This is a genomic window from Halorubrum sp. Atlit-28R, from assembly GCF_003665955.1.
Classification (GTDB): domain Archaea; phylum Halobacteriota; class Halobacteria; order Halobacteriales; family Haloferacaceae; genus Halorubrum; species Halorubrum tropicale.
Map to the genome: position 1 here is coordinate 239,604 of NZ_QPLS01000006.1, position 22,883 is coordinate 262,486.

At 70.8% G+C, this 22,883-nt stretch carries 20 protein-coding genes and 2 pseudogenes; 15 read left to right on the forward strand and 7 right to left on the reverse strand.

Translation table 11 applies throughout. The annotated features are described in order from the left end of the window. Window positions 1-22: 22 nt before the first annotated feature. Window positions 23-553 (reverse strand): hypothetical protein, encoded by a 531-nt coding sequence (locus DVK06_RS11805; protein WP_121600387.1) that lies wholly within the window; start codon window positions 551-553, stop codon window positions 23-25. Window positions 554-945: 392 nt separating this feature from the next. Here DVK06_RS11805 and DVK06_RS11810 point away from each other — a divergent pair, with 392 nt between their 5' ends. From DVK06_RS11810 to DVK06_RS11850, 10 genes and pseudogenes are all read left to right on the forward strand, one after another. Beyond that, window positions 946-2,448, forward strand: a complete 1,503-nt coding sequence (locus DVK06_RS11810; RefSeq protein ID WP_121600388.1) for a VWA domain-containing protein — start codon at window positions 946-948, stop codon at window positions 2,446-2,448. A gap of 123 nt (window positions 2,449-2,571) precedes the next feature. After that, entirely contained in the window at window positions 2,572-3,900 is a 1,329-nt protein-coding gene (locus DVK06_RS19245; protein WP_233561677.1) for a choice-of-anchor W domain-containing protein, read from the forward strand. A 97-nt stretch (window positions 3,901-3,997) separates the two neighbouring features. Beyond that, on the forward strand, window positions 3,998-5,452 hold the full coding sequence (locus tag DVK06_RS11820) for a SipW-dependent-type signal peptide-containing protein (protein ID WP_053770966.1): 1,455 nt from the start codon (window positions 3,998-4,000) through the stop codon (window positions 5,450-5,452). Window positions 5,453-5,578: 126 nt separating this feature from the next. Then, window positions 5,579-7,285: a vWA domain-containing protein gene (locus DVK06_RS11825; RefSeq protein ID WP_121600389.1), complete on the forward strand. Its 1,707-nt coding sequence runs from the start codon at window positions 5,579-5,581 to the stop codon at window positions 7,283-7,285. 202 nt (window positions 7,286-7,487) lie between these two features. Next, window positions 7,488-8,270: a hypothetical protein gene (locus DVK06_RS11830; protein ID WP_053770186.1), complete on the forward strand. Its 783-nt coding sequence runs from the start codon at window positions 7,488-7,490 to the stop codon at window positions 8,268-8,270. Then, window positions 8,267-9,328 (forward strand): annotated as a pseudogene (locus tag DVK06_RS11835) (hypothetical protein); the annotation flags it as partial. The gene DVK06_RS11830 and the pseudogene DVK06_RS11835, both read left to right, overlap by 4 nt. Window positions 9,329-9,696: 368 nt before the next feature. Further along, a complete protein-coding gene (locus DVK06_RS11840) occupies window positions 9,697-10,731 on the forward strand; it encodes a signal peptidase I (RefSeq protein WP_121600407.1) in 1,035 nt (344 codons plus the stop codon). Continuing rightward, on the forward strand, window positions 10,728-11,537 hold the full coding sequence (locus DVK06_RS11845; RefSeq protein ID WP_121600391.1) for a hypothetical protein: 810 nt from the start codon (window positions 10,728-10,730) through the stop codon (window positions 11,535-11,537). The genes DVK06_RS11840 and DVK06_RS11845 overlap by 4 nt, the downstream gene beginning before the upstream one ends. A gap of 2 nt (window positions 11,538-11,539) precedes the next feature. Then, window positions 11,540-11,698 carry a hypothetical protein gene (locus tag DVK06_RS18675; RefSeq protein ID WP_158600071.1) on the forward strand — a complete coding sequence of 53 codons (159 nt, stop codon included), beginning with the start codon at window positions 11,540-11,542 and terminating at the stop codon, window positions 11,696-11,698. Window positions 11,699-11,786: 88 nt separating this feature from the next. Then, window positions 11,787-12,584 (forward strand): ZIP family metal transporter, encoded by a 798-nt coding sequence (locus tag DVK06_RS11850; RefSeq protein WP_121600392.1) that lies wholly within the window; start codon window positions 11,787-11,789, stop codon window positions 12,582-12,584. A 25-nt stretch (window positions 12,585-12,609) separates the two neighbouring features. On the opposite strand, the gene thiD is transcribed toward DVK06_RS11850, so the two are convergent. Beyond that, complete coding sequence (gene thiD, locus DVK06_RS11855) at window positions 12,610-13,449, reverse strand: bifunctional hydroxymethylpyrimidine kinase/phosphomethylpyrimidine kinase (protein WP_121600393.1); 840 nt, start codon at window positions 13,447-13,449, stop codon at window positions 12,610-12,612. Window positions 13,450-13,559: 110 nt separating this feature from the next. Between thiD and DVK06_RS11860 the strand changes: the two genes are divergently transcribed. Beyond that, window positions 13,560-14,219, forward strand: coding sequence for a DsbA family protein (locus DVK06_RS11860; protein ID WP_121600394.1), 660 nt, complete (start codon window positions 13,560-13,562; stop codon window positions 14,217-14,219). A gap of 43 nt (window positions 14,220-14,262) precedes the next feature. Here the strand turns inward: DVK06_RS11860 and DVK06_RS11865 are convergent, their stop codons facing one another. The 4 genes from DVK06_RS11865 to DVK06_RS11880 all read right to left on the reverse strand — a co-directional run bounded on the left by DVK06_RS11865 (window position 14,263) and on the right by DVK06_RS11880 (window position 18,675). Then, the gene (locus DVK06_RS11865) at window positions 14,263-15,123 is read right to left on the reverse strand and encodes a phosphatase PAP2 family protein (protein ID WP_121600395.1); all 861 of its coding nucleotides are present in this window, start codon (window positions 15,121-15,123) and stop codon (window positions 14,263-14,265) included. Beyond that, window positions 15,120-16,988, reverse strand: a complete 1,869-nt coding sequence (locus DVK06_RS11870; protein WP_121600396.1) for an ABC transporter substrate-binding protein — start codon at window positions 16,986-16,988, stop codon at window positions 15,120-15,122. Before DVK06_RS11870 ends, DVK06_RS11865 begins: the two co-directional genes overlap by 4 nt. Window positions 16,989-17,096: 108 nt before the next feature. Next, window positions 17,097-18,290 (reverse strand): hypothetical protein, encoded by a 1,194-nt coding sequence (locus tag DVK06_RS11875; RefSeq protein WP_121600397.1) that lies wholly within the window; start codon window positions 18,288-18,290, stop codon window positions 17,097-17,099. A gap of 82 nt (window positions 18,291-18,372) precedes the next feature. Further along, complete coding sequence (locus tag DVK06_RS11880) at window positions 18,373-18,675, reverse strand: hypothetical protein (RefSeq protein WP_053770196.1); 303 nt, start codon at window positions 18,673-18,675, stop codon at window positions 18,373-18,375. A gap of 114 nt (window positions 18,676-18,789) precedes the next feature. Here DVK06_RS11880 and DVK06_RS11885 point away from each other — a divergent pair, with 114 nt between their 5' ends. Both DVK06_RS11885 and DVK06_RS11890 read left to right on the forward strand, forming a co-directional pair. Further along, window positions 18,790-19,221: an HIT family protein gene (locus tag DVK06_RS11885; protein WP_121600398.1), complete on the forward strand. Its 432-nt coding sequence runs from the start codon at window positions 18,790-18,792 to the stop codon at window positions 19,219-19,221. 80 nt (window positions 19,222-19,301) lie between these two features. Beyond that, on the forward strand, window positions 19,302-20,120 hold the full coding sequence (locus tag DVK06_RS11890; protein ID WP_121600399.1) for a ParA family protein: 819 nt from the start codon (window positions 19,302-19,304) through the stop codon (window positions 20,118-20,120). A gap of 24 nt (window positions 20,121-20,144) precedes the next feature. Here the strand turns inward: DVK06_RS11890 and DVK06_RS11895 are convergent, their stop codons facing one another. Then, window positions 20,145-20,666 (reverse strand): hypothetical protein, encoded by a 522-nt coding sequence (locus DVK06_RS11895; RefSeq protein ID WP_121600400.1) that lies wholly within the window; start codon window positions 20,664-20,666, stop codon window positions 20,145-20,147. A 163-nt stretch (window positions 20,667-20,829) separates the two neighbouring features. Here DVK06_RS11895 and DVK06_RS11900 point away from each other — a divergent pair. Then, window positions 20,830-21,195, forward strand: a pseudogene (locus tag DVK06_RS11900) (TFIIB-type zinc ribbon-containing protein); the annotation flags it as partial. 186 nt (window positions 21,196-21,381) lie between these two features. Beyond that, window positions 21,382-22,191 (forward strand): hypothetical protein, encoded by an 810-nt coding sequence (locus DVK06_RS11905; protein WP_121600402.1) that lies wholly within the window; start codon window positions 21,382-21,384, stop codon window positions 22,189-22,191. The last annotated feature ends 692 nt before the right edge of the window (window positions 22,192-22,883 follow it).

The window sequence follows — 22,883 nt, forward strand, 5'->3', positions numbered from 1 at the left end:
AGGGGCTGTTTTCCGAGCCGAGTCACCGGAGCCGGAGCTGTCGCAGCACCGAGAAGCGGTTGACCCACAGCTGGACGGCGCTCGCGGCGGCGAAGGCGCCGAGCGCGAGGCTGGTCCAGAGGACCGGGTCGACGGCCGACACGAGCGGGGCGTCGAGGAGCGCGGCGAGCACGACGAGCAGCGACGCCACCGCGAGCGCGCGGTAGATCTCCGACCACGTCGCGCCGCCGGGCGCGAGGATCTCCGTGTAGAGCCGGACGTCCTGCGCGCGTCGCGAGAGCTCGATGGTCTGTGAGTCCCGGTCGTACGTGATGACGCCCGCGTCCGCCAGCTTCGGGAGGTGCGTCTGGACGAGCGACGTGTACACGCTCTCGCGACAGCGCTTCGGCGGCGGGCTCTCGCCGGTCTCGCGGCCCGCGACGAGCGTCGACAGTTCGTTGACCGAGACGGGCCCGCCGACGGAGCTGAGCTGTTCGATCGCGCGCCGTCGGCGCTCGTTCGCGAGGATGGTGTACACCTGCTCGGCCGGAAGCACGTCGGTTCGGAGTTTCATGGGTGGGGATCCGGAGACCGCGCTCGGCGGCGTCCGAGGTCTGTCGCCTACTGCGTCAGACAGGGGTATATGTATGAACTCGCTACCCGGTGAGATCCCCCTTCGAGCGGCGGGAGTACGAGGTCCCTGTCGGATTCGGCCCGACGAGTACGGTCTCCGTGCCGCGTTCCGAGGCGGCGGTACGGGGGCCATACCGGCAATATCGGCCGGAGTAGGGGCGCCGGACCGCCGGTCGAACGCTCCGTTCGACTCGGCGACTGAGACGTTCTATCACGTGGAATCGGTCGTGCGACGGTGACATGGGAGCGCGTAACTACGTCGGTATCCCTCGGAGGGGGAAGTAACCGATTCGGCTGTCCGGTCGCGGACGGGGGCGGGTCGGGGGAGAAAGCATGAGCCAAGACACAAACGACACAATCGGACTCTCGCGGCGCAAAGTCCTCGCCGGCCTCGGGGCCGTCGGCGTGGCCTCCGCGGGCGCGGGACTCGGTACCACGGCGTACTTCAACGACACGGAGGCGTTCGAGGGCAACACGCTCACCGCGGGCGAGCTGGACCTGAAGCTGGACTACAAGTCGACGTACCTCGGCGGCCCCGGCCGCCTGGAGCACGTCCAGTCCATGGGCTACCCGGACGCCGAGGACCTCGGCGACGGGCGCTACCTGCTCGACCAGGCGCCCAGCCCCGCGGACATGCAGGCGTGGGAGGACCTCGTCCAGGGCGAGGAGTTCGACTTCTGTTCGCCCGAGGCCGACGAATTCCTTGTCAACGGCGACGGAATCCCGGTGTTCACGCTCGACGACGTGAAGCCCGGCGACTCCGGCGAAGTCACCATCAGCGTCCACATCTGTGACAACCCCGCGTTCCTCTACCTCGCGGGCGAGCTGACCGAGAACGCGGAGAACGGGCAGAGCGAACCCGAGATGGAACAGGAAGGCGAGGACACCGACGGCATCGGCGAGCTCGCCGACGCCATCGAGGTCTGCGTCTGGTACGACGAGGACTGCGACAACGTGTACGAGCCCACGGGCACGGGCCAGCAGAACGAACTGGAAGTCGCCCTCGTCAGCGACGTCTCCGGTTCGATGGGCGGCGGCAAGATCGCGGCGTTGAAGACGTCCGCGACGAGCTTCGTCGACAACCTCTCCTCGCCCGACGAGGCCGCCGCGATCTCGTTCGCCTCGTCCGCGAACGTCGACCAGGAACTGACGACCGACTACCAGGCGGTCAAGGACGCGATCGACGCATACAACGCGAGCGGCGGCACCTCGATCGCGGCCGGCGTCAGCGCCGGTGAGAACGAGCTGCTCAACGGGACCAACGCCACGATGGGCGCCTCGAAGGTGATGATCGTCCTGAGCGACGGGCAGTCCAACGCCAGCGCGGCCATCGCGGCGGCCGACGCGGCCAAGGCGAACGGCATCCGCATCTTCACCATCGCGCTCGGCGCCGGCGCGGCGACGGGGCTGCTCGAGGACATCGCCACCTCGCCCGACGACGCCTTCGTCGCTCCCGACGCGGCCGACCTCGACACCGTCTACGCGGAGATCGCGCAGGTCGTCCTCGCGGGCGAACAGAAGATCTTCGAGGGGTCGATGGCCGACTTCTTCGGGACCTTCCTCGCCGACGGGCACGCGCTCGACGGCAACCGGCAGGAGGAGGGTCGCCAGCCGTACCCCGGCGCGACCACCCAGTGTATCGGCTTCGAGTGGACGCTCCCGGCAGAGGTCGAAAACGAGGTCCAGACCGATTCGGTGGAATTCGACATCGGCCTCTACGCCGAGCAGTCGCGCCACAACGACAACCCCCAGGTGACGTTCAACGGCACGGAGGCGAACAGCACCAGCCCCGGTCCCGCACCCAACGGGACCGGCAACGTGAGCGGGCAGAACTAGCTCCTCGGAGCAACGCGGCCCTCCGGACGACGAGACACGTCCGGGTCCCGGTTCGGCGCCTTCGGGCGGCCGACGCGGCGGTTCGCGACCGCCGCCGGGGGTTCCCTTCGGGGATGATACACAATGAACGACGACACAATCGGACTATCGCGGCGGAAGATGCTGGTCGGCCTCGGAGCGGTAGGCGTCGCCTCCGCCGGCGCCGGGCTCGGCACCACGGCGTACTTCAACGACACGGAGACGTTCGAGGACAACACGCTGACGGCGGGCTCGCTCGACCTGTTCGTCCACGTCGACTACTCCGAGGACCAGGGCAGCTACGCGCAGTACTCGACGCCCCCGGGGAGCTTCATCAACGGCAACGTCGTCGGGCAGCTCGTCGACGGCGAAATCGTCACGCAGGAGGGCGAGGGCCTGAGCATCCAGGTCTCCGACCTGAAGCCCGGCGACTCCGGCGAGGGCGAGTTCTGCTTCTCGATCGTCGACAACCCCGCGTACATGTGGATGTGCGGCGAGTTGACCGCGAACGACGAGAACGGGATGACGGAGCCCGAGACGGACGACGACGAGACTTCCGGTGGAGACCTCGCCGACGCGATGGAGGTCACCGTCTCGTACTGTACGCCCGACGGCGAGAAGGGCGAGGAGATCCTCTCCGGATCGCTCGCCGATGTCATGGACGCGCTCATCGAGGGCGTGCCCCTGTCCGGTGACGGCGACGCGAGCGCGGCGGTCGCAGACCGCCCCGCGTTCGAGGGCGTCACCGAACCGTTCGTCGACGGAGTACCGAACGTCGCGGAGCAGTGCGTCTGCTTCGAGTGGGTCGTCCCCACCAGCGTCGAAAACGAGATCCAGACGGACTCGGTCATGTTCGACTTTGAGTTCTACGCCGTCCAGTCGCGGCACAACGACGGGACCCACAACCCCTGCGTCGAGAGCGTCGAGGGCGAGGGCTTCCCCGAACTTGAGGACAGCGTCTGGCACGCCCGCGGTATCTACGGTGACGGCGGCGGCGCGGCGAACCGCGAGCTCGACATCCGACTCCCCGACGACACGCCCGTTCACAGCGGGAACGAGAACGTCGCGTGGCCGAACGGCCAGCCCGTTCCCTTCGAGCTCACCATCGACGGCGGCGACGCGAAGTGGACCGTCGACGGCTCCGAGGTTACCGTCTCGCCCGCGCCGATGCCGACCAGCGACACGGTCGTGGTGATGGCGAAGGCGTCGAGCGCCGACTCGACCATCGAGGTCAACGACATCGCGTTCAACGGCAGTTCGCCGACGGGCGCCAACTCCGTCTCCGCCGACGGTAACGTCGGCGAGCAGCAGAAGGTGAGCCTGAGTACGGTCGCCTTCGGCGAGGGCGACGTCATCACCGGCACGGTGACGATGTCGTGGCCCGCCGGGTCGCCCCCGAACCGCGAGGGGCTGGGCTTCCGTATCGACGTGTAACGCCGCGACAGCGGCACCCTCCCATTCCGGACCCGCGCGGGCGGCCGGGACGGCGGTTCGACTCCGTCGGTGGGACTCCCCTCGGGGAATAACAATCATGGCAGACAACGACAACGGCAGGACAATCGGACTCTCGCGACGCAAGATGCTGGTCGGCCTCGGAGCGGTCGGGGTCGCCTCCGCCGGCGCCGGACTCGGCACCACGGCGTACTTCAACGACACCGAGACGTTCGAGAACAACGAGCTGACGGCGGGTGAGCTGGACCTGTTCGTCCACGTCGACTACTCCGAGGACCAGGGGAGCTTCGCGCAGTACGCCACCCCCGAGGGGACGTTCATCAACGGGAACGTCGTCGGCGGCGGCGAGGGCGAGCCCCTCAGCATCGACGTGGAGGACTTAAAGCCCGGCGACTCCGGCGAGGGCGAGTTCTGCTTCTCGATCGTCGACAATCCCGCGTATCTGTGGATGTGCGGCGAGCTCACGGCGAACGACGAGAACGGCCAGACCGAGCCCGAGGCGGACGACGACTCGACCGGCGGCGACCCCGGCCCGGGGATGGGCGAGATCGCCGACGCGATGGAAGTCAGCGTCTCGTACTGCACCCCCGACGGCGAGGTCGGGAACGAGATCGTCTCCGGGTCCCTCCGCGACGTGATGCTGGCGCTCCGCGCCGGCGTCCCGCTGTACGGCGACGGCGACCCGAGCGCGCCGGTGGCGAACCGCCCCGCGTTCGAGGGCGTCGAGGCGCCGTTCGACGAGAGCGACGAGCCGGTCGTCGCCGAGCAGTGCGTCTGCTTCGAGTGGGTCGTCCCCACCAGCGTCGGCAACGAGATCCAGACGGACTCGGTCACCTTCGACTTCGAGTTCTACGCGGAACAGGCCCGCCACAACGACGGGACGAACAACCCCTGCGTCGAGTTCGACACCGTTCTGACCACGGACGCCGACACGGGCGTCGACCGCGACGGCGACGGCCAGGGCGACGCGGAGGGTAACTGGATCACCGCGCGGGTGAGCAGCGGCCCCACCACGGTCGTGCAGGTGGAGCTCGACGGCGACATGTACGGCGGCGGCAGCTCCGGCCTCGGCGAGTGGCCGAGCAACCCGAACTCCTACGTCGTCGAGGCCAACTTCGACGTCGACACCGACGGGCTCGGTGAGAGCCCGAACGACGACTTCCGGTTCGGCTTCGGCAGCGCGAGCTCCGGGGCCCGGTCCGCGGGCATCGCGAACAGCACGAGCGGCGCGAGCGGCGACGGCGGCTACATCCGGCGCAACACCGGCACGGGCGGGACCAACAACCGCACCGACACCGCCGCGGAGGACGCGCCCGGCTTCCTCGCGGTCGAGAGCGCCGACCGGCTGACCTACACGTTCGTCATCGACTGGACGAGCGGCCTGCCGGCGCTGTCGAGCGTCCCGACGCAGTTCGTGGTCAACGAGGTCTTCGCCAGCGACGGCGGCGAGGGGGTCGCGTCGTCGAACAGCTCGAACGACGGGCGCGCGGCAATCGACAACGTCACCGACGCGTCGGGGACCATCACCGTCTGATCGGCGCGTGACGCGGCGGGCGCGACGGCGCCCGTCCGACCGACCACCACCCATTCCGGACCCGCGCGGGCGGCCGGGACGACGGTTCGACTCCGTCGGTGGGACTCCCTTCGGGGAATCACAATCATGAACGACAAGGAAAACATCGACACGATCGGACTGTCGCGGCGAACCGTGCTGGCCGGCCTCGGCGCGGTCGGCGTCGCCTCGGCCGGTGCGGGCCTCGGCACCACGGCGTACTTCAACGACACCGAGTCGTTCGAGGGCAACCAGCTGACCGCCGGGCAGCTCGACCTGCTCGTCGACTGGCAACAGACCTACGACTTCGGCGACGGCCGCCAGTTCGTCAGCGCGCACCCCGACCACGACGGCGACGGCGAGCAGTCGATCGAGATCGACGGCGAAGTGTTCAAGTACAGCGACTTCCCGGACGAGGACGACGAGGACAGCAACGGCGCGAACCTCCCGATCCTGGACTGCGAGACCATCCCGCCGCTCTCGGAGGCGAACTTCAACGTCGACCCCGTCACGGGCGAGGAGATGGAGACGCTGGTCCAGCTCACCGACGTGAAACCCGGCGACTCCGGCGAGATCACCTTCTCGCTCCACCTCTGTGACAACCCAGGCTACATCTGGATGCAGGCGGCCAACGTCAACGACGATGGCGGCGCCGGCACCGAGCCGGAGCTCATCGTCGACCCGGACAACATGGGCGACCTCGGCGACGCGATCAACGCGAAGCTCTGGTACGACGAGGACTGCGACAACGTCTACGACGCGGCGCGGCCGGTCGACATCATGCTGACGCTCGACTTCTCGGGCTCGATGCTGTACGACCGGTTCGGCGGCGTGGTCAGCAGCGACCCGATCGCGATCAACGGGAGCAACTACACCGAGACGACGAAGATCGACCTCGTCGAGCTCGGCACTCGGCAGTTCATCGACTTCCTACAGAGCGCGGGCGCGGACGTGCAAGTGGGCGTGGCGTACTTCGACGGCGAGAAGCAGGGCGATAACGAACCCCGGACCGGCATCCTGCAGACGCTGACCAGCGACCTGTCCGTGGTCGACGGCGCGCTGTCGGGCCTGCGGCAGAAGCTCGCGAACGTTGTGAGCGGCAGCGCTGGTTCGACCCCGTTCGACGGCGACGGGGACCCGAACCCGTTCGCTGGCGGCGGCATCGCGACGGGCACCTACATCGGTGAGGGCGTCGACGACGCGCAGGGCGAGCTCGACGCGAACGGCCGCGCGAGCGCCGACAAGCGCAACATCGTCCTCTCGGACGGCGAGTCGTTCAACGGGACCGGCAGCACCCAGTTCTCCTCGCCCATCGGCGCGGCCGACGACGCCCGCGCGGCGTCGCCGAGCCCGGCGACCGACGTGTTCACGATCAACGTGAACGGCAGCGCCAGCACGCTGCTCGCGATGGCCGGCCCGGCCGGCGGCTCGGGCGGTGACTCGACGTTCTTCAACGACCTCGACGACCCGCTGAACATCCCGACGGTGTTCGGGAACCTCGCGGCGCAGGCGACGCAGGAGAAGATCATCATGGAGGATTCGCTCGCGAACGTCCTCGCCGAGCTGGCGGACGGGAACGGCATCCCGCTCGACGGCAACCGCTCGACGCTGTACGACGAGCTCTCGGACCCGGCGGACGACCCGGACCGCGACGCCTTCCGCGGCGACGGCGTGATGCACTGCGTCGCGCTCGAATGGGAGCTCCCGCTCGACGTGGGCAACGAGGTCCAGGGCGACACGCTCGGCTTCGATCTGAGCTTCTACACCGAGCAGGCGCGGCACAACGACGGCGCGGGTCCGTCCCAGACGGCCTGATCCGGCGGTTCGGTCCCGCCGCGGCGCCGTCGAGCGAGACCGACCGACGGGCGAGCGGATCGAGCGACCGCGGACGGGTACGGTACCCGTACCGTCGGGGTACGGAGCCCCGGCCGCACGGGTAGGACGCGCATACATACGAGCACGGTGGGAGTAGGGAGGGTATCGACGACACGGCCGTTCGGAGCCGCGACGACAGATAATGACACAGAAGGAATCAGGACTGACGCGGCGGGAGGCACTCGCGGGCGCCGGAGCCGTCGGCTTCGCCGCCCTCGGGGCCGCCTCCGGTCGACCGACGGGCACGGACAGCTGGGGTGAGTACACGGATTACACGTACGCGCAGACGGACCGGCCGTGGGACCTGCTCGTCGGCTGGCGGCGCACGGAGAACGGGACGGTCGTCGATTCAAGCCCGACCGACGCCGAAGACGACGTCGAGGCGGCCGGAATCCGTCTCGTCGACGTCGACAACGCCCTCCCCCACGACGCCGGGACCGCGAGCGTGGGCCTCCGCTTAGAGGACCCCGCCGGCGCGGCGCCCGACGGCGTCCGGGTGTGGCTGAAGATAGGCTCGGCCCTCGACGACGCGGACGCCGCGAGCCGCGCGCTCGCCGACCGCATCCGGCTGGAGGTCCGGTACGACACCGGCCTCCTCGGCGTCGGCGCGTGTGCGGGCGCCGAGAGCGACTTCGCCGGCTACGGCGAGCTGATCGCCGCCGGCACGCTCGCGGAACTCAGCGCCGCCCCGGTGGCGACGGGGATCGAACTCGATCCAACGCTGCTCGGGAACGGCTGTCTCACGACCGAGGAGCGCCGCTGCCTGACCTTCACCTGGGAGTTCGACGGCGAGGGCGGCAACGCCGGACAGGGCGGCGCCGTCGACTTCGACGTGCGGTTCGCCGCCGACGACTGCTCGGCCGAGGGGAACCCCTTCGCGATGAGCGACGCGACCGGCGGCGACGCCGCCGAGGTGGGGCAATGACCCCCGGAGACGGCGCCGGACGGCGCCCGAGCGGGCTGAGCCGCCGCCGGCTGCTCGCCGGGATCGGCGGCGTCGGCGCCGTCGGGATGGCGAGCGGCATCGGCACGGGCGCGTACCTCGCGGACCGCGAGACGTTCGCGAACAACGTCTTCGGCGCCGGCGAGGTCGGGCTGACGGTCGACGGCACGCCGACGAACGGCGTCGTCACCGTCGGGCCGCTCGCGGTCGACCGGACGACGTTCGCCGACCGCCCCGAGCCCGAGACGTTCGAGGTAGGGGCGTCGGCGAACCCCGTGCGAGTGTGGCTCGCGACGGACTGCCCCGACGGCGACTCGCTCGGGAACGCCCTGGAGGTCGAGGTCGTCGTCGACGGCGAGTCGGTGACGGACGGCTACCGCCCCCTCGCCGAGGTCGAGCGCGACCTCGCGACCGGAGTGCGGATCGACGCCGGCTGCCTCGACCCGGACGGCGACCCGATCGTCGTCGAGGTCGCGCCGTACCTCCCGGCGGATTCGCCCGACGTGGGCGGGCAGGCGACGGACCTGACCGTCCGACTGTACGCCGAGCAGTGCCGCCACGTCTCTGAGGAGCAGGCGAACGCGCCGGGGGGGAACCCCTTCGCGGACGTCGTCTGCGAGGAGACGGACTGCCCCGAGTGCGTCCCGTTCGGCAAGGCGGACTTCGGCGCGTCGACCGCGGTGGGCGACGTGCTCCCGCTGGAGATGCTGCTCGACGGCGCGAGGCCCCACCAGATCGAGATCACGGGCGTCGAGACGAAGGACGACGGCGAGGTCGTCGGCGTCGCGTTCCGGCTCCGAGACGCCGACGGCGACTCGGGACCGGACATGTGTACGGTGGCGGTCAAGGGCGGCCCGGACCGCGACCCGGACCCCGTCGCGGTCGACCCGGTCGACCCGGAGACGGACGGGATCGTGTTCGCGCCAGTGAATCCCAAAAACGGCACGCGGTACGGAGTCAGCAACGTCACGATCGGCGTCTGTAGCGACACCGTCGAGACGGGCGGCGGGGGCGACTGCGTCGTCTGCGACGACGAAGCAGTCTCGCTCGCGTCGCTCGACATCGGCTACCGTGGCAGCGACGAGCAGTCGATCGCGGTCGTCTCGACGAAGGGCGGCACGAGCGGGACGCTCTTCGCGGGCAGGGTCACCGACGGAGACGCGTTCACGCTCGACGGGAGCGATGTGACTCGGAAGGGTAAGAACGGCAACACCAACGGCGGCGGCCCGGCGGACAGACTCGGGCCGGAGATCGAAATCGCGGTCGACGGCGGAGCGACGATACCCATCCACGTGAGCTGTTCGGAGCCGCTCGCGGTCGGGATGCGGTTCGGCCCCGCCGACGAGTTCGAGATCGTGGGTGGAACGACCACGGACGGCGAGCCGCTGTGCGGCACGGAGGCGAACTGATGACACAACTACTCACATCACGGCGGGCGAAGCGCGCGGCGAACGTACTCGGGATCGTCCTGCTGATCGCGGTCGTCGCGCCGTTCGCGGTGTTCGCGGTCCCCGAGGTCGTCGGCGCCGACGAGAGCTTCGTGGTGCTCACGGCGAGCATGACGCCCGCCATCGCGCCGGGCGACGTGGTCATCGTCGCCGAGCGCGACCCGACCGCGATCGCCGAGGGCGACGTGATCACGTTCGTCCGCGGCACGAGCGACGTGCCGGTGACGCATCGGGTGATCGGCGTGAGCGGCGAGGGAGCGGCGCTCGCGTTCGAGACGATGGGCGACGCCAACGAGGGGCCGGATCCGGGGCTCGTCCCGGCCGGGAACATCGTCGGCGTCGTGGCGCTGACGATCCCGTGGATCGGCTACGTGATTCAGTTCGCGGGCACGCGCGTCGGGTTCGTCGCGCTGGTCATGCTCCCCTTCGGCCTGCTCGCGGCCACCGAGGTCTGGTCGATCGTCCGCGGCCGCAGCGAGTCCGAGGGACGGACCCCGACGACCGCCGAGCCGGTCGGAGAGCCGGACGACGACACGGGCGCCGAGTCGGTCGGGCCCGAGCCCGCGACCGAGTCCGACGCCGCCCCGACGGCGGACGCCGCGGGCGGTTCCGGCGGCGTCTCGGTCGACGCGGTCGGGGGCGCGGCGGCGGTGCTGGCCGCGGTCACCCCGTACGCGATTTACGTCGCGTTCGAGCTGCGCACCGCCGTCGCCATCGCGGTGGCGGTCGCGGCCGCGACGCTCCTGCTGGGCGCGCTCGCTGCGTGGATCCCGGCGAGCGGCGTCCTCGACCGGAGCGGCTCGGGCGCGGCGTCGGCGGAGACCGACGCGCCGGCCCCGGCCGCCGACGGCGGCGTGTCCGAGACCGACGGGGGCACTGACCCGGCGGCGACCGACGCCGGGGAGGCCGACGTCGACGCAATCGACGACCCGGATCGGGGGGTTCCCGCGACGACGCCGGCGCCGGCGGACGGCGCCGCGGAGGCGGACAGATGACCGCGAACCGCGGACTGGTCGCGCTCGTCGCCCTCGCCGTGTTGGTGTGGGGCGTCGCGTTCGCCGGGGGGGCCACGATCGCGGTCCTCACCGCGAACGCCACCGTGACGACGACGTTCGAGACGCCGGACGAACTCCGGCAGATAGACGAGTCCGCCGGCGAGGGGTTCGCCGTCGCGGCCGTCGCGAACGGAACGGCCGAGGTGAACGGAACCGCGCCGACGGCGACCGCCGCCGGCCCGGGCGAGAACGTCTCGGCGCCTCCCGACGGCAACACGTCGAGCCCGAGCGACGGCAACACGTCGAGCCCGAGCGACGGCAACACGTCGAGCCCGAGCGACGGCAACACGTCGAGCCCGAGCGACGGCAACACGTCGAGCCCGAGCGACGGCAACACGTCGAGCCCGAGCGACGGCAACACGTCGAGCCCGAGCGACGGCAACACGTCGAGCCCGAGCGACGGCAACACGTCGAGCCCGAGCGACGGCAACACGTCGAGCCCGAGCGAAACGGCACCGTCCACAGACGGTAACGCCTCTGCGCCCGACGGTGACGGCGCTTCGGTGCCGGGGGACGGGAACGCATCGAGCCCGCCAGAGACGGCATCGACCGCGGGCGGTAACGCCTCGTCGCCCGCGGACGGCGGCGAGTCGAGCCCGAACGAAACGGGCACGGAACCGTCGGAGACCGGCGAGCGGTCGACGGACGAGTCGAGCGGCGCGGAGAACTCGACGGCGGTCTCGGCCCCGGCGAACGCGTTCGACGCCGATCCGCGGCCCGCGTCCGACCGATCGAACGGGACGTGATCATGGACGCGCCGAACCGCTCGCAGCGGACCAGAGAGGAGCGTGGGAGGAGACCGTGCGCGCTGCGACCGGCGATCGGGATCAAGCTCACCGCGCTGCTGCTCTTCGTCGCGCTGCTGCTGCTCGCGTTCCTCGCCGCCACGATCCGCGGGCTCGGGTGATCGGACCGGGCCCGGCGGGCGACCGATTCCCGGATCGTGGGGGCGTCCCGCGGAATTATCACCGGGAGCGTCGTAGTCTCGACACGGAATGGCCGCTATCGACGCCTACGCGTTCGTGTTCGTCGCCGGGGTGATCACGGCGCTGGCGACCGGGATCGGCGCGCTCCCGTTCTTCTTCTTCGAGACGATCAGCGACCGCGGGAACGTGGCCCTGTGGGGCTTCGCGTCGGGGATCATGCTCGCGGCGTCGCTGTTCGGCCTCGTTCAGGAGGGGCTCGCGGAGGGGACCGTCGTCGAGATCGGCGTCGGGATGCTCGCGGGGGTCGTCCTCGTCGTCCTCGCCCACGAGGTGCTGCTGGACGCCGACATCGATCCGCGGGAGTACGCGGAGGCGGACTTCAAGAAGCTGATCCTGATCCTCGGCGTGCTGACGGTCCACAGCTTCCCCGAGGGGATCGCGGTCGGCGTCTCCTTCGCGGACCTCGGACTCGAGGGCGGAACGGAGCTGTTCGGCTTCACCGTCCCGCTGTTGGCCGTGTTCATGACCGTCGCCATCTCGATCCACAACGTCCCCGAGGGGACGGCCATCTCGATCCCGCTGCGGTCGATGGGCGTCTCGAAGTGGAAGATGGTGTGGTGGTCGGTGTTTTCCAGCCTCCCGCAGCCGATCGGGGCGGTGATCGCGTTCGCGTTCGTGCGGTACGCCCGCGAGTTCCTGCCGTACGGCTTCGGCTTCGCGGCGGGCGCGATGATCTACCTCGTGCTCACCGAGTTCGTCCCCGAGGCGCTCGAAACGGGCGCCGACCTCCCGCGGGGCGGCAAACCGGTCCTCGTCGGCGGGATCGCGCTCGGCGTCGCGCTGATGGTCCCGCTGGCGTACCTGTGATCGCCCGGGTCCGAGCGGGCGACCCTCACTCAGCGCCCAGCACGGTCGGGTTGACCGCGCCGGGCCCCTCGCCCACGTCGTAGCCGCGCCGGACCGCCTCGGTCATCCCCTCGACCGCGGCCTCGACCGCCTCGCGAACCGATTCGCCCCGCGCCAGCCGCGCCGCGATCGCGCTCGACAGCGCGCAGCCGGAGCCGTGCGTCGCCGCGGTGTCGACCCGCGGCGTCTCGAAGCGGTCGACCGCGACCCCGGACTCGCCCTCCTCCTCGGCGCGGACGAGGGTGTCGACGACGGTGTCGCCGCCGTCTCCGCCCGTCAGGTGTCCGCCCTTCACCAGCGCCGCGTCCGCGCCGAGCGCGACCACCTCGCGCCCGGCCGCCGCGGCGTCGGCCGGCGTCTCGACCGGGTCGCCGGTCAGCACCGCGGCCTCGTCCGCGTTCGGCGTGACGAGCGTCGCGGCCGCGACCAGGTCCTCGTAGGCCGCCTCGGCCGCGGGCGAGAGCAGGCGGTCGCCGGTGGCCGCGACCATCACGGGGTCGACGACGAGGGGAACGTCGGCGTCCGCGACCGCCTCGGTCACCGTCTCGACGATCCCTGCGGTCGCGAGCATCCCCGTCTTGACCGCGCGCACGTCGAAGTCGTCGGCGACCGCCGCGTACTGGCTCGCGACGTGGTCGGCCGGGAGCGGGTTCACGTCCGCGACGCCGCGGGTGTTCTGGGCGGTCGTCGCCGTCACGACCGAGGCGCCGAAGACGCCGTGGGCGGTCATCGCGGTCAGGTCGGCCTGGATCCCCGCGCCGCCGCCGCTGTCGCTGCCGGCGACCGTCAGCGCGACCGGCGGGTCGACCGGGTCGTACTCGGGCATACGCGGTGATACAACGTAGTTATATTAATTGGTGGTGATCTGGTCGCGCGCGCTCGTCGGCGCCTGCCGTCGCCGAACGGCCTTTTCGGCTCCGCGGCGTACCGGCGGGCATGGCAACCGACTCCGACGCCGCGGCCGGCGCCGACGAGCGCGAGGCGATCACCGTCTACTCCGACTACGTCTGTCCGTTCTGCTACCTCGGTCGGCGGTCGCTCTCGCGGTATCAGGAGACGCGCGAGGAGCCGCTCGGGATCGACTGGCACCCGTTCGACCTCCGCGCGGGACAGCGCGGGCCGGACGGCGAGATCGACCACGACGCCGACACCGGGAAAGGCGACGAGTACTACGAGCAGGCCCGCGAGAACGTCCGGCGCCTCCAAGCGGAGTACGGCGCCGACGAGATGGAGCTCGAACTCGCGACCGAGGTCGACTCGCTGCCCGCGCAGGTCGTCTCGGTCCGCGTGCGCGAGACCGCGCCGGACGCGTGGCTCGCGTTCGACGAGGCCGTCTTCGACGCGCTGTGGCTTGAGGGCCGGGACATCGGCGACCGCGACGTGCTGGCCGACATCGCGGCGGAGGTCGAGGGGCTCGACGCGGGCGTCGTCGACGAGGCGCTCGGCGACGACGACCTCCGCGAGCGCGTGACCGACATGTTCGACGCCGCGCGGCGCCGGGGGGTCTCCGGCGTCCCGACGTTCGCGTACGACGGCCACGCCGCCCGGGGCGCGGTCCCGCCCGAACAGCTCGAACGGCTTGTCGAGGGCGTCTGATCGGGACGAGATCGCCGCGCCGACGGGACGCCGGAACGGGCGGTCAGTCGCCCGCGCCGGCCTCGGACCGGTCCTCGCTCGCGTCGCTCCGCGACTCGACGGGGTCGCTCCGCGGGTCCACGAGGCGGAACGCGAGCGCGACGCAGCCGAACGCGAGCGCGAACCCGGCGACGACGTCGGTGAGCCAGTGGATCCCGAGGTACATGGTCGCGACGACGACCGACAGCGAGAGCGGGACCGCCAGCGGCGTCCACCGCGGGAACGCCTCGCGGGTCAGGACCGCGAACGTCCCCACGGTGACCGCCAGCGACGTGTGGAGCGACGGGAAGACGTTCGTGTTCACGTTCACCTCGCTCGCGAGGCGCATCACGTCGGGCTGGTTGGTGAACAGGAGCGGCGTCACCATGTCGGGTATCACGTTCCGCGGACCGTAGGCGAACACGAGGGTGTACAGCGCCAACCCGATCCCGTAGTTGAGCGCGTAGGCGACGAGGAGCCGCCTGAGCGCCGTCGTCCGCGGGAGCGCGAGGTACGCGATCACCGGGAACGAGAGGAGGAAGGCGTAGCCGTACACGTACACCCACGAGAAGTACGCGGTCAGCGCGGGGGTCGCGAACGTCGCCTGGACCCACGCGACGAACCCGCCCTCCAGCGCGTAGATGAGCGCCGTCGCCTGAACGCCGAACAGCCTGGAGACGGTCTGGAGCGAGCCCCGGCCGACGGCGCTGGCGAGCAGCACCACGCAGACGAGCGCGATCGCCCGACGGGCGTCCCAGATCCGGTCGCGGAGCCCGCGCCACGCCGCCCGGAGCCGGGCGGGACCGACCACCGCGAGCGACGCGGCGGCGAGCATCGCCCCGACCCACGCGACGACCGACGCGACGACCGAGAGGAACGGCGTCATTGGCCCCGCGAGAGCAGCCGCCCCTCGTCGTCGAAGCGATACCCGATCTCGCGGAACGCCTCGCGGGCGGCCGCGACGTCCAGCGACCCGTCGTCGTCGAAGAACGGGTGGACGGGGTCGGTCCCGTCGGTCCACGCGAGCGACTGCGGCACCGCGTCGGGCGACGCCGCCAGCGGCGACGCGGCCGCCTTCGCGTACCCGTCGAACGCCCCGTCGACGAGCGCGGCCTTGTCGATCAGCCGGGCGACGACCGCCCGGAATCGGGGGTTCGACAGCGGGCTCCGCCGCGCGTTGTAGCCGACGTGGTAGAACGCCGCCGACCGGCCGCTCACGAGCCTGGCGGCGTCCGAGCGGCCGATCCGCGGGACGGACGCCGGGCCGAGGTTCGCGGCGGTCGCGTCCGCGAGCCCCTCGGCGACCGCCTCCACGGCCGAGATGTCCGACGGGAGCACCTCGACGCGGAGCCGGTCGAAGGCCGGCTTCCCGTGGTACCGCGACGGGATCCCCGCGCGGGGGGCCGCCGTCTCGTCGTCGGCGTCCGGCGCCGGGCGGACGAGGAAGTGGTCGGGGTTCCGTTCGAAGACGACCGACTCCTCCGCGGTCGCCTCGACGAAGCGGAGCGGGCCGCTCCCGACCGGGTCGGGGTTGTTCGAGACCACCGCCTCCGTCGTCTCGAAGTCGAACTCGAAGCCGGCGATCGTCGCCGCCTCGGTCCGGTCGGCCCAGACGTGTTCCGGGAGGACCGGCACCTGAAGCGCCCGGGCGGCGACCCGGTCGTTGACCTCGGGCAGCGTGAGCCGGACGGTCGCGTCGTCGAGGGCGCGCTCGTCCTCGACGAGGGAGCTCCGCCCGCGGAACCGCGGCGTCGGCACCGAGGTCTCGACGCTCCCCAGCGAGGTGTCGCGGAGGAACCGGTAGGTGAACGCGACGTCGTCCGCCGTCACGGGCTCGCCGTCGTGCCACCGGGCGTCGCGGAGCGTGACGTCGACGGCGGTCGCGTCGACCCGCTCCCAGTCGGCCGCCAGCCACGGGAGGATCGACTCCCCGTCCGCGCGGACGAGCGGGTCGTACAGCAGCCCGGTGAACGTGCCGTGCCGCCGGAACTCGGCCGCGATCGGGTTCCAGTTCTGCGTGATCCGGTCGTCGGTCGTCACGAGCCGGAGCACGCGCTCGGACTCGTCGTCGGCGTCCGCGGCCGTCGCGTTGCCGCCGGTCGCGTCGCCGTCGCCGGCCGATCCGTCCTCCGGGGGCGCGGGGTCCAGGCCGAGCAGTCCGGAGACCGACACCGGCTGGCGGTCCTCCGTCCAGCCCTCGAAGCGGTCCCCTTGGACTGCGGTGAGGGCGTCGGGGAACGCGACGACGGAGAAGGGCTGGAGGTCGCACACCGTCTCCTGGAGCGCGGCGACGGCGTCGCTCCGTTCGTCGGCGGTCGCTCGGCGCTGTCGCTCCAGCAGGTCGTCGACCGCGATCTCCGTGAGCCCGAACGGGTTCTGCCACCCCGGCTCCGCGACGAACCGCGAGTGGGTCAGCCCGTACAGCGCGTCCGGGTCGAAGGGGTCCGTCTCCACGAACTGCCCGACGTAGACGTCGAAGTTCTGGTTTATCAGCACCTTCCGCCAGAGGTCGGTCTGTCCGACGGTGTTGAGTCGGACGTCGACGCCGACGGCGGTCAGGTGCTCCTCGAGCTGCCTCGCGATGCGGATGCCGTTCGGGTCCGCGTCCGCGGGCGTGGTGTTGATCTCCAGGGTCAGCTGCGAGTGGGGGTCCCGTCCGGCGATGTTCTCCGTGCGACCGAGACAGCCGGCGCTGGCGGCCGCGAGGCCGAGTCCGGTGAGCGCGGCTCGTCGGCTGATCGGTCGCGCCATCGGTTCGTCTCCCCCTGTTTTCCGCCACCGGATATATCTCTTCTGTGCTGTCGGCGCGCCGAGAGGTCGCGTCGAGGGCGCTGGGCGCCGCGAGCGTCCGTGACGCCCTCAGATCAGGTCCGCCAGCGGGAGCGCCAGGCCGACGGCCCACGCCGACAGCCCGGCGACGGCGACGGGTCGGTCGGCCGTCGCCCGCCCGATCGCGACCACGGCGAGCGCGGCCAGCAGCGCCACCCGGTGGACGATGAGGTCGGGGGGAACGGTCACCCCGAGCGCCGCGAAGTCGGCGAGGAAGCCGGCGCCGAGGCCGACGACGACGGCCGCGGCGGCGGCCGCCGGGTCGGACCGCGGCGCGCGCCGGGCGACCAGGGCGGGCAGCCCGGCCGCGAGGACGAGGTACAGCGGGGCCGCGATGGCCTTCGGCGACACGGCCGGGAACGTCGTCTCCAGCGCCACGCCCGCGACGCGGACGCCGACGAGGACGGCACCGAGCGCGACCCCGAGCGTCGCGGCCGCGGCGTGTCGCCGCGCGTCGGTCCGCAGCCGGCCGAGGAGGTCGACGGCCGCCTCGCGGGTGCGCCGGCGGAGCAGCGCCCCGGCGAGGGCCGCGGTCGCCGCCAGCTCGATCACGGAGAGCCAGCCGTCGCTGCGCCCGCCGTCGATGCCGCGGTACTCGCGGCGCACGTCGGTCGCGCGGCTCGACTCGACGAACTCGTCCTCCAGCCGCGTCGCGGGCGCGTCGATGTCGGGGACCGTGTGGCGGAGCCGGAACCAGTCGTAGTACTCCTCGTGGGCCTGGATCGCGGTGTAGGCGCCGTCGGGCGACTCGTACGCGCGGAGGTGGTCGCGGACGCCGAGGTACCGCCCGTCGTGGAGCTCGAACGTCTCGGCGAGCCACGCGCCGCCGTCCGGCCCCTCGACGTAGGAGTAGCGGAGCGAGCCGCGGGCGTCCCGCCAGTCGCGCCCTACGACCTCGCGGAGCTGGTCGTCGTCGCCGGCGGTCGCCGCGGCCTCGTCCGGGGGCGTCTCCTCCCAGTCGGTGCCCGGGTCGCCCTCGATGGCGGCCCGGGTCGCCTCGGCGTCGGCGTGGAAGACGACGTTGATCGCGAGGGTCCGCCCCTCGACCGTCCGGCTCCGGCTCGTGTACGGCCAGAGCCGGTAGTCGCCGTCGACCTCGATGAGCCGGTCGTCCGCGACGTCGTCCGCCCGCGGCTCATCGGCGACGCCCGCGAAGGCCCCGGAGAGGGCGAGCCCGACCCCGACGACGGCGAGGAGCGCGACGACCGCGCCGACCCGGTTCATGCGCCGCACCACGGCGCCGGGGAACAAACCCCTTCGGGCGGGACGCGGCGCGACGGCCCGGGCGTACCGCCGGTCCCGGCGCTCACCACGTCTCGACGAACCCGTCGCGGACGTCCTCCGCGCAGCCCTCGCAGTCGGGGTGTCCGGACTCGAAGCAGGCGGGACGCCCCTCGTCGTCGACCGGCACGGTCCGGCGCTCGGCGTGGCGGCGGCAGACGATTCGGGCGCGCCCGGCGTCGTCCGTCGGCAGACCGAACCGCGCCGCGGCGGCCGCGCTGCCCTCCGGGTCGTCGCGCCCCTCGGCGTAGGCGCGTCTGGCCTCCTCGAACTGCTTGCCCGCCTTCCGGAGCTGCTGGCGGATGACGCGTTCGAGCCGGTCGTCCATACCGCCCGTTTCGGCGCGGCGGATATAGGTCCGTTGGCGGCGGGGAGTGGGCGGACCGCCCCACGCCCGCCGCCGCGGGAAACCTTGATGAGAGCGCCGAGCGATCGGTCGGCCATGTCCGACGACTGTATCTTCTGTTCGATCGTCGCCGGCGACATCCCGGCGCGGACCGTCCACGAGACCGACGCCGTGCTGGCGTTCCTCGACGCCAACCCCCTCGCGCGCGGCCACACGCTGGTGATCCCCAAGTCGCACGCCCGGCACGTCGGCGACCTCGACGCCGACCTCGCGAGCGACCTGTTCGACGCGGTCGCGGCGCTCACGCCCCGGATCGAGGCGGCGGTCGACGCGGACGGCGCCAACGTCGGCGTCAACGACGGCGAGGCGGCCGGCCAGGAGGTCCCGCACGTCCACGTCCATATCGTCCCGCGGTTCGAGGGCGACGGCGGCACGGCGATCCACGCGGTGGCGGGCGCCCGCCCCGACCTCTCGGACGACGAGCTCGACGCCGTCGCCGACGAGGTCGCGACCGCGATGGCGGAGTAAGGGGACGAGCCGCACCGCGGTCCGGCGAACCGCGGCCCGGCTTCGCGATTTTTACAAGCGACCTCCAGCGAGGGCGGCGTATGAACGCGACGACGCTCGCGCTGGTCGGGGCGACCGGCGGCGCGGGGACGACGCGGACGGCTGTCGAGCTGGCGGCGATGGGCGCGCGCGACGGGGCCGAGGTCGCGGTCGTCGACGCCGCGTTCACGACCCAGGGACTCTCGGAGTACGTGACCGGGCGGATCGACCCCGACCTCACCGCGCTCCTCACCGACGACCCGGACGCGGCGCTGTCGGCGGCGGCGTACCCGATCGCCGGCGCCGGTGCGGCCGCCGAGCGTCCCGGGGTCGGCGACTCCGGCGACGACGGGGGGAACGCGACGGACCTCCCCGGGCGCGTCGACGCGGTGCCGGCGCGGGCCCCCTTCGAGCGGGTCGCGCGGGCGAAGACGGCGGAGGCGGCCCGGAAGCTGGAGCGCCGGATCGACGAGGCGGCGGCGACGTACGACGCGGTGGTCGTCGACGCCGCGCCGGTCGGGTCGAACGAGGCGGTCGCGGCCGCGACGACCGCCGACCGCGCGGTCGCGGTCAGGCCGGCGACGGCCCACGGGCGCGACGCGGCCCAGCGGCTCCGCGGGCGCGTCGCCGACGTTGGCGGGGGCCTCGACGCGACGCTCGCCGTCGAACGGGCGGGGTCCGGAGACGACGAGGACGACGGGAGCGAGTCCGGCGTCGTTCGCGTGCCGGCGACCGATCCGGACGTGGCGGCCGCGCCGACGGCGGCGACAGGGGACGGCGCGTACGCGCGGGCGGTCGCGACCGCCTACGAGGCGGCGTTCGACGCGTCGCTCGGCGTGGAGTTCCCGGAGCCGGGGCTCGTCGAGCGGTTCACGCCCTGAGACGAGTTGAGGAAGAGCCGCGGTTCAGCGGAGCCCGTCGGTCGAGCCGAGCGCGTCGCCGAGTGGGTCGTCGGCGCCGAGGCCGTCGCCGAGCGGCGCCGACCCGGCGACCTGCGCGTCGACCGCCTCCGCGAGGGGCTCGACGGGGTCGTGGGTCTCGACGTACGTCGCCAGCGCGAAGTCCGCCTCGTCGCCGCCGGCGAGTTCGACGGCCTCGCTGCGCGAGGTCCGGCCGGCGAGCCAGTCGCGGACCACGTCGCGGCCGGTCGGCGAGAGCGGGCAGACGCCGGCGACGCCGCACCGGTGGAGCGCCTTCGCGGCGGTCATCGGGGAGACGCCCGCCTCGCGGGCCGCGTCGCCGACGCTCCGGCCGGCGGTGTAGGCGTCGACGAGCGTGGCGGTCGCCTCGGGCGTACACGGGAGCGCGTCGGCGTGGGCCGACAGGCGGTCGACGAGCGGCGTCTCCGTGTCGTCCGCGAGGGCCACGCCCCGATCGCGCTGGCGGGAGGTGACCTCGACCCCCGCCGCGATCTCCGACAGCGTCATGCGAGGTGATGGCGCGGGCGGCGGGTTAAAACCACCGTACTGCGGCGCCGTCGGCCGCGCGATCACCGACCGATAACCGGTCGGTTCGGCGGCGCCGATCCGGCCGATCGACCGCCGATTCGCCCGGGTTTAAGTAAGGCATCGGGCCGGAGTTCGACGTGTGATGAGTGACGCACGCTCCACCCGCGTTCGTTCGCCCCGGACCGAGACCGACGACGCCGCGACGACGGACCGCGCGGCGACCGCCGACCGCGCCGCCGTCGCGGAGCGGAGCCCGACCGGCGACGGGAGTCGGACGGCCAACGAGACCGGCGACCGCGAGACGTGTCCGGAGTGCGACGGCCGCACGCGCGTCGAGGACGCGGAGCGCGTCTGCGCCGACTGCGGGCTGGTCGTCGAGGCGGACCGGATCGACCACGGCCCCGAGTGGCGGTCGTTCGACGACGAGGACACGGACCCGAAGCGCACCGGCGCGCCGCTTATACGACCATGTAGTGAACGGCTCGTAACCACGCCCCGAGGCCGCGCCGTCTTGGAGTTTTCGCCGCTAGATACGGGTAAGTATCGAACGGGAAAACTGGGTTCGGTCGCGGCGTGAACGCGGGGGCGCGCCGTCATGGACTTTGCAATAACTAATTCTAGTTTCCTAGTCAAATATCTTCTCCCGCTCGAAGCCCGCCGAAATTGATATGGAACCGAAATATGAATGGCCACTATGTCAGATGACATCGAGTTCTCAGATGAGTTCGTGGAGAACTTTCTAGAGAACACCTTTGACCTATGGTTTGACGACGCGCTAGAGGAGAAAGGATTAGAGCGTGAGGATTTCAGAAAGGGCCAAGTATTCTTGAAAAGTCCGTTTGCTCTTTCGCAGTTCGAGGATTTGGATTCCGATGATTCGGATGTTGAGGTGCGGGTGAACGATGATGCTGAAATCAAGATGATGGTCCGCCTGAAAGAGGGTGAATCAGTAGAAGCAGGGGACCCCATCCACGCGGACCAAATCGACGGGTTCGAGGAGGTGATACTAGATGATGAGCAAGAGGATTACGGCCATGTGACGGTCGCAAGGAACGAAGCGGTTGGATGGATATTCAACTTCGATTTCAGGAAAAACCGCTCGTACCAAGAGCCGCTATTAGAGGCGGCGGACCAATTCATCGAAGCGGCGGAGTACGCCGAGAAGAACGAGTTATGGCGGGCGTTCGTTGAAAATGCCTTCCACGCGGCGGAGCGGATGATGAAGATTGAAGTGATTTTCATGGGGTGGTCCGCGGAAACCCACGGGGACGTGCAAGCCCGATATTCGGACCTCGTTAATATGGGGCCAGGAAACTCCGATTTATACGACGTATTCAACCAACTCAAGGGCAAATATCGGTTCTCCGCCAGTTACGTTGACCCCCGCGGGGACGTAGATGAGCGGGAGTTTGATTTCGGTGAGGAGGAGGCTGAGGAGTTCTTATCGGTAATCAAGGAACATCGGGAGTACCTAAAGGAGAAGGAGGAGAGCGACGGAGAATAAGCGCGCCCCGCTTTATACGTGGTGCTCGACGTGTTGACCACTGAGGGCGAGAGATTGGTGCTCGATGACCGCCCCCGTCCGATGCCGTCGTTCGGCATCCGCAGGTGTTGGGTCCCTGCGCTCATGTTTGAGTCCGCAGTCCGCAGTTGGGTGGTTCCGTCCGCCCCACACACGCTTTTCTGCGACTCGTTTTTCGTACATCAAATACGACGGAGCCGCGGCTATGCCGATTTGAATACGTAAAAATCCGTCACGTTCGTGGCCCTTCAACGGCCCTCACTCTCACCGCAGTAATCTCCCGCACCGCTCCGCCTCCGCTCGGACGTACTTCACCGCCGCCCCAGGTATATGAACTAACGTCTACTATGGTACTTAAATGAAGTAAGAGGCGGGCCGCCCCTCAGATGAAGTCCTCAAGTCCTGCGGGGTCCTCCTCCTCGAAGTCCGCAAGGAGTTTTTGATTTCGCCCGACGGCGGTGGATTTCTCTCGACCCGTCCGCACCGTAATTTCTAACTCATCCATCGCCTGCTGAACCGATTGCTGAGTGATTCCGAAGGCGCGACCTATAGTAGTCGGTAGAACTTTTTACTCAGAGAGATATGTTGCCTGTAATGGATCACCTCAACGAGATCTCCGTCGAAGAACTCCAAGAGGCGCTTGACAATGTTGATGGAAACAAGCCGACTCAACG

Bases quoted from the DNA above. Each gene is read 5' to 3' on its own strand.
- DVK06_RS11805 (WP_121600387.1), bottom strand. From the start codon at position 553: ATGAAACTCCGAACCGACGTGCTTCCGGCCGAGCAGGTGTACACCATC.
- DVK06_RS11810 (WP_121600388.1), top strand. From the start codon at position 946: ATGAGCCAAGACACAAACGACACAATCGGACTCTCGCGGCGCAAAGTC.
- DVK06_RS19245 (WP_233561677.1), top strand. From the start codon at position 2,572: ATGAACGACGACACAATCGGACTATCGCGGCGGAAGATGCTGGTCGGC.
- DVK06_RS11820 (WP_053770966.1), top strand. From the start codon at position 3,998: ATGGCAGACAACGACAACGGCAGGACAATCGGACTCTCGCGACGCAAG.
- DVK06_RS11825 (WP_121600389.1), top strand. From the start codon at position 5,579: ATGAACGACAAGGAAAACATCGACACGATCGGACTGTCGCGGCGAACC.
- DVK06_RS11830 (WP_053770186.1), top strand. From the start codon at position 7,488: ATGACACAGAAGGAATCAGGACTGACGCGGCGGGAGGCACTCGCGGGC.
- DVK06_RS11840 (WP_121600407.1), top strand. From the start codon at position 9,697: ATGACACAACTACTCACATCACGGCGGGCGAAGCGCGCGGCGAACGTA.
- DVK06_RS11845 (WP_121600391.1), top strand. From the start codon at position 10,728: ATGACCGCGAACCGCGGACTGGTCGCGCTCGTCGCCCTCGCCGTGTTG.
- DVK06_RS18675 (WP_158600071.1), top strand. From the start codon at position 11,540: ATGGACGCGCCGAACCGCTCGCAGCGGACCAGAGAGGAGCGTGGGAGG.
- DVK06_RS11850 (WP_121600392.1), top strand. From the start codon at position 11,787: ATGGCCGCTATCGACGCCTACGCGTTCGTGTTCGTCGCCGGGGTGATC.
- thiD (WP_121600393.1), bottom strand. From the start codon at position 13,449: ATGCCCGAGTACGACCCGGTCGACCCGCCGGTCGCGCTGACGGTCGCC.
- DVK06_RS11860 (WP_121600394.1), top strand. From the start codon at position 13,560: ATGGCAACCGACTCCGACGCCGCGGCCGGCGCCGACGAGCGCGAGGCG.
- DVK06_RS11865 (WP_121600395.1), bottom strand. From the start codon at position 15,123: ATGACGCCGTTCCTCTCGGTCGTCGCGTCGGTCGTCGCGTGGGTCGGG.
- DVK06_RS11870 (WP_121600396.1), bottom strand. From the start codon at position 16,988: ATGGCGCGACCGATCAGCCGACGAGCCGCGCTCACCGGACTCGGCCTC.
- DVK06_RS11875 (WP_121600397.1), bottom strand. From the start codon at position 18,290: ATGAACCGGGTCGGCGCGGTCGTCGCGCTCCTCGCCGTCGTCGGGGTC.
- DVK06_RS11880 (WP_053770196.1), bottom strand. From the start codon at position 18,675: ATGGACGACCGGCTCGAACGCGTCATCCGCCAGCAGCTCCGGAAGGCG.
- DVK06_RS11885 (WP_121600398.1), top strand. From the start codon at position 18,790: ATGTCCGACGACTGTATCTTCTGTTCGATCGTCGCCGGCGACATCCCG.
- DVK06_RS11890 (WP_121600399.1), top strand. From the start codon at position 19,302: ATGAACGCGACGACGCTCGCGCTGGTCGGGGCGACCGGCGGCGCGGGG.
- DVK06_RS11895 (WP_121600400.1), bottom strand. From the start codon at position 20,666: ATGACGCTGTCGGAGATCGCGGCGGGGGTCGAGGTCACCTCCCGCCAG.
- DVK06_RS11905 (WP_121600402.1), top strand. From the start codon at position 21,382: ATGTCAGATGACATCGAGTTCTCAGATGAGTTCGTGGAGAACTTTCTA.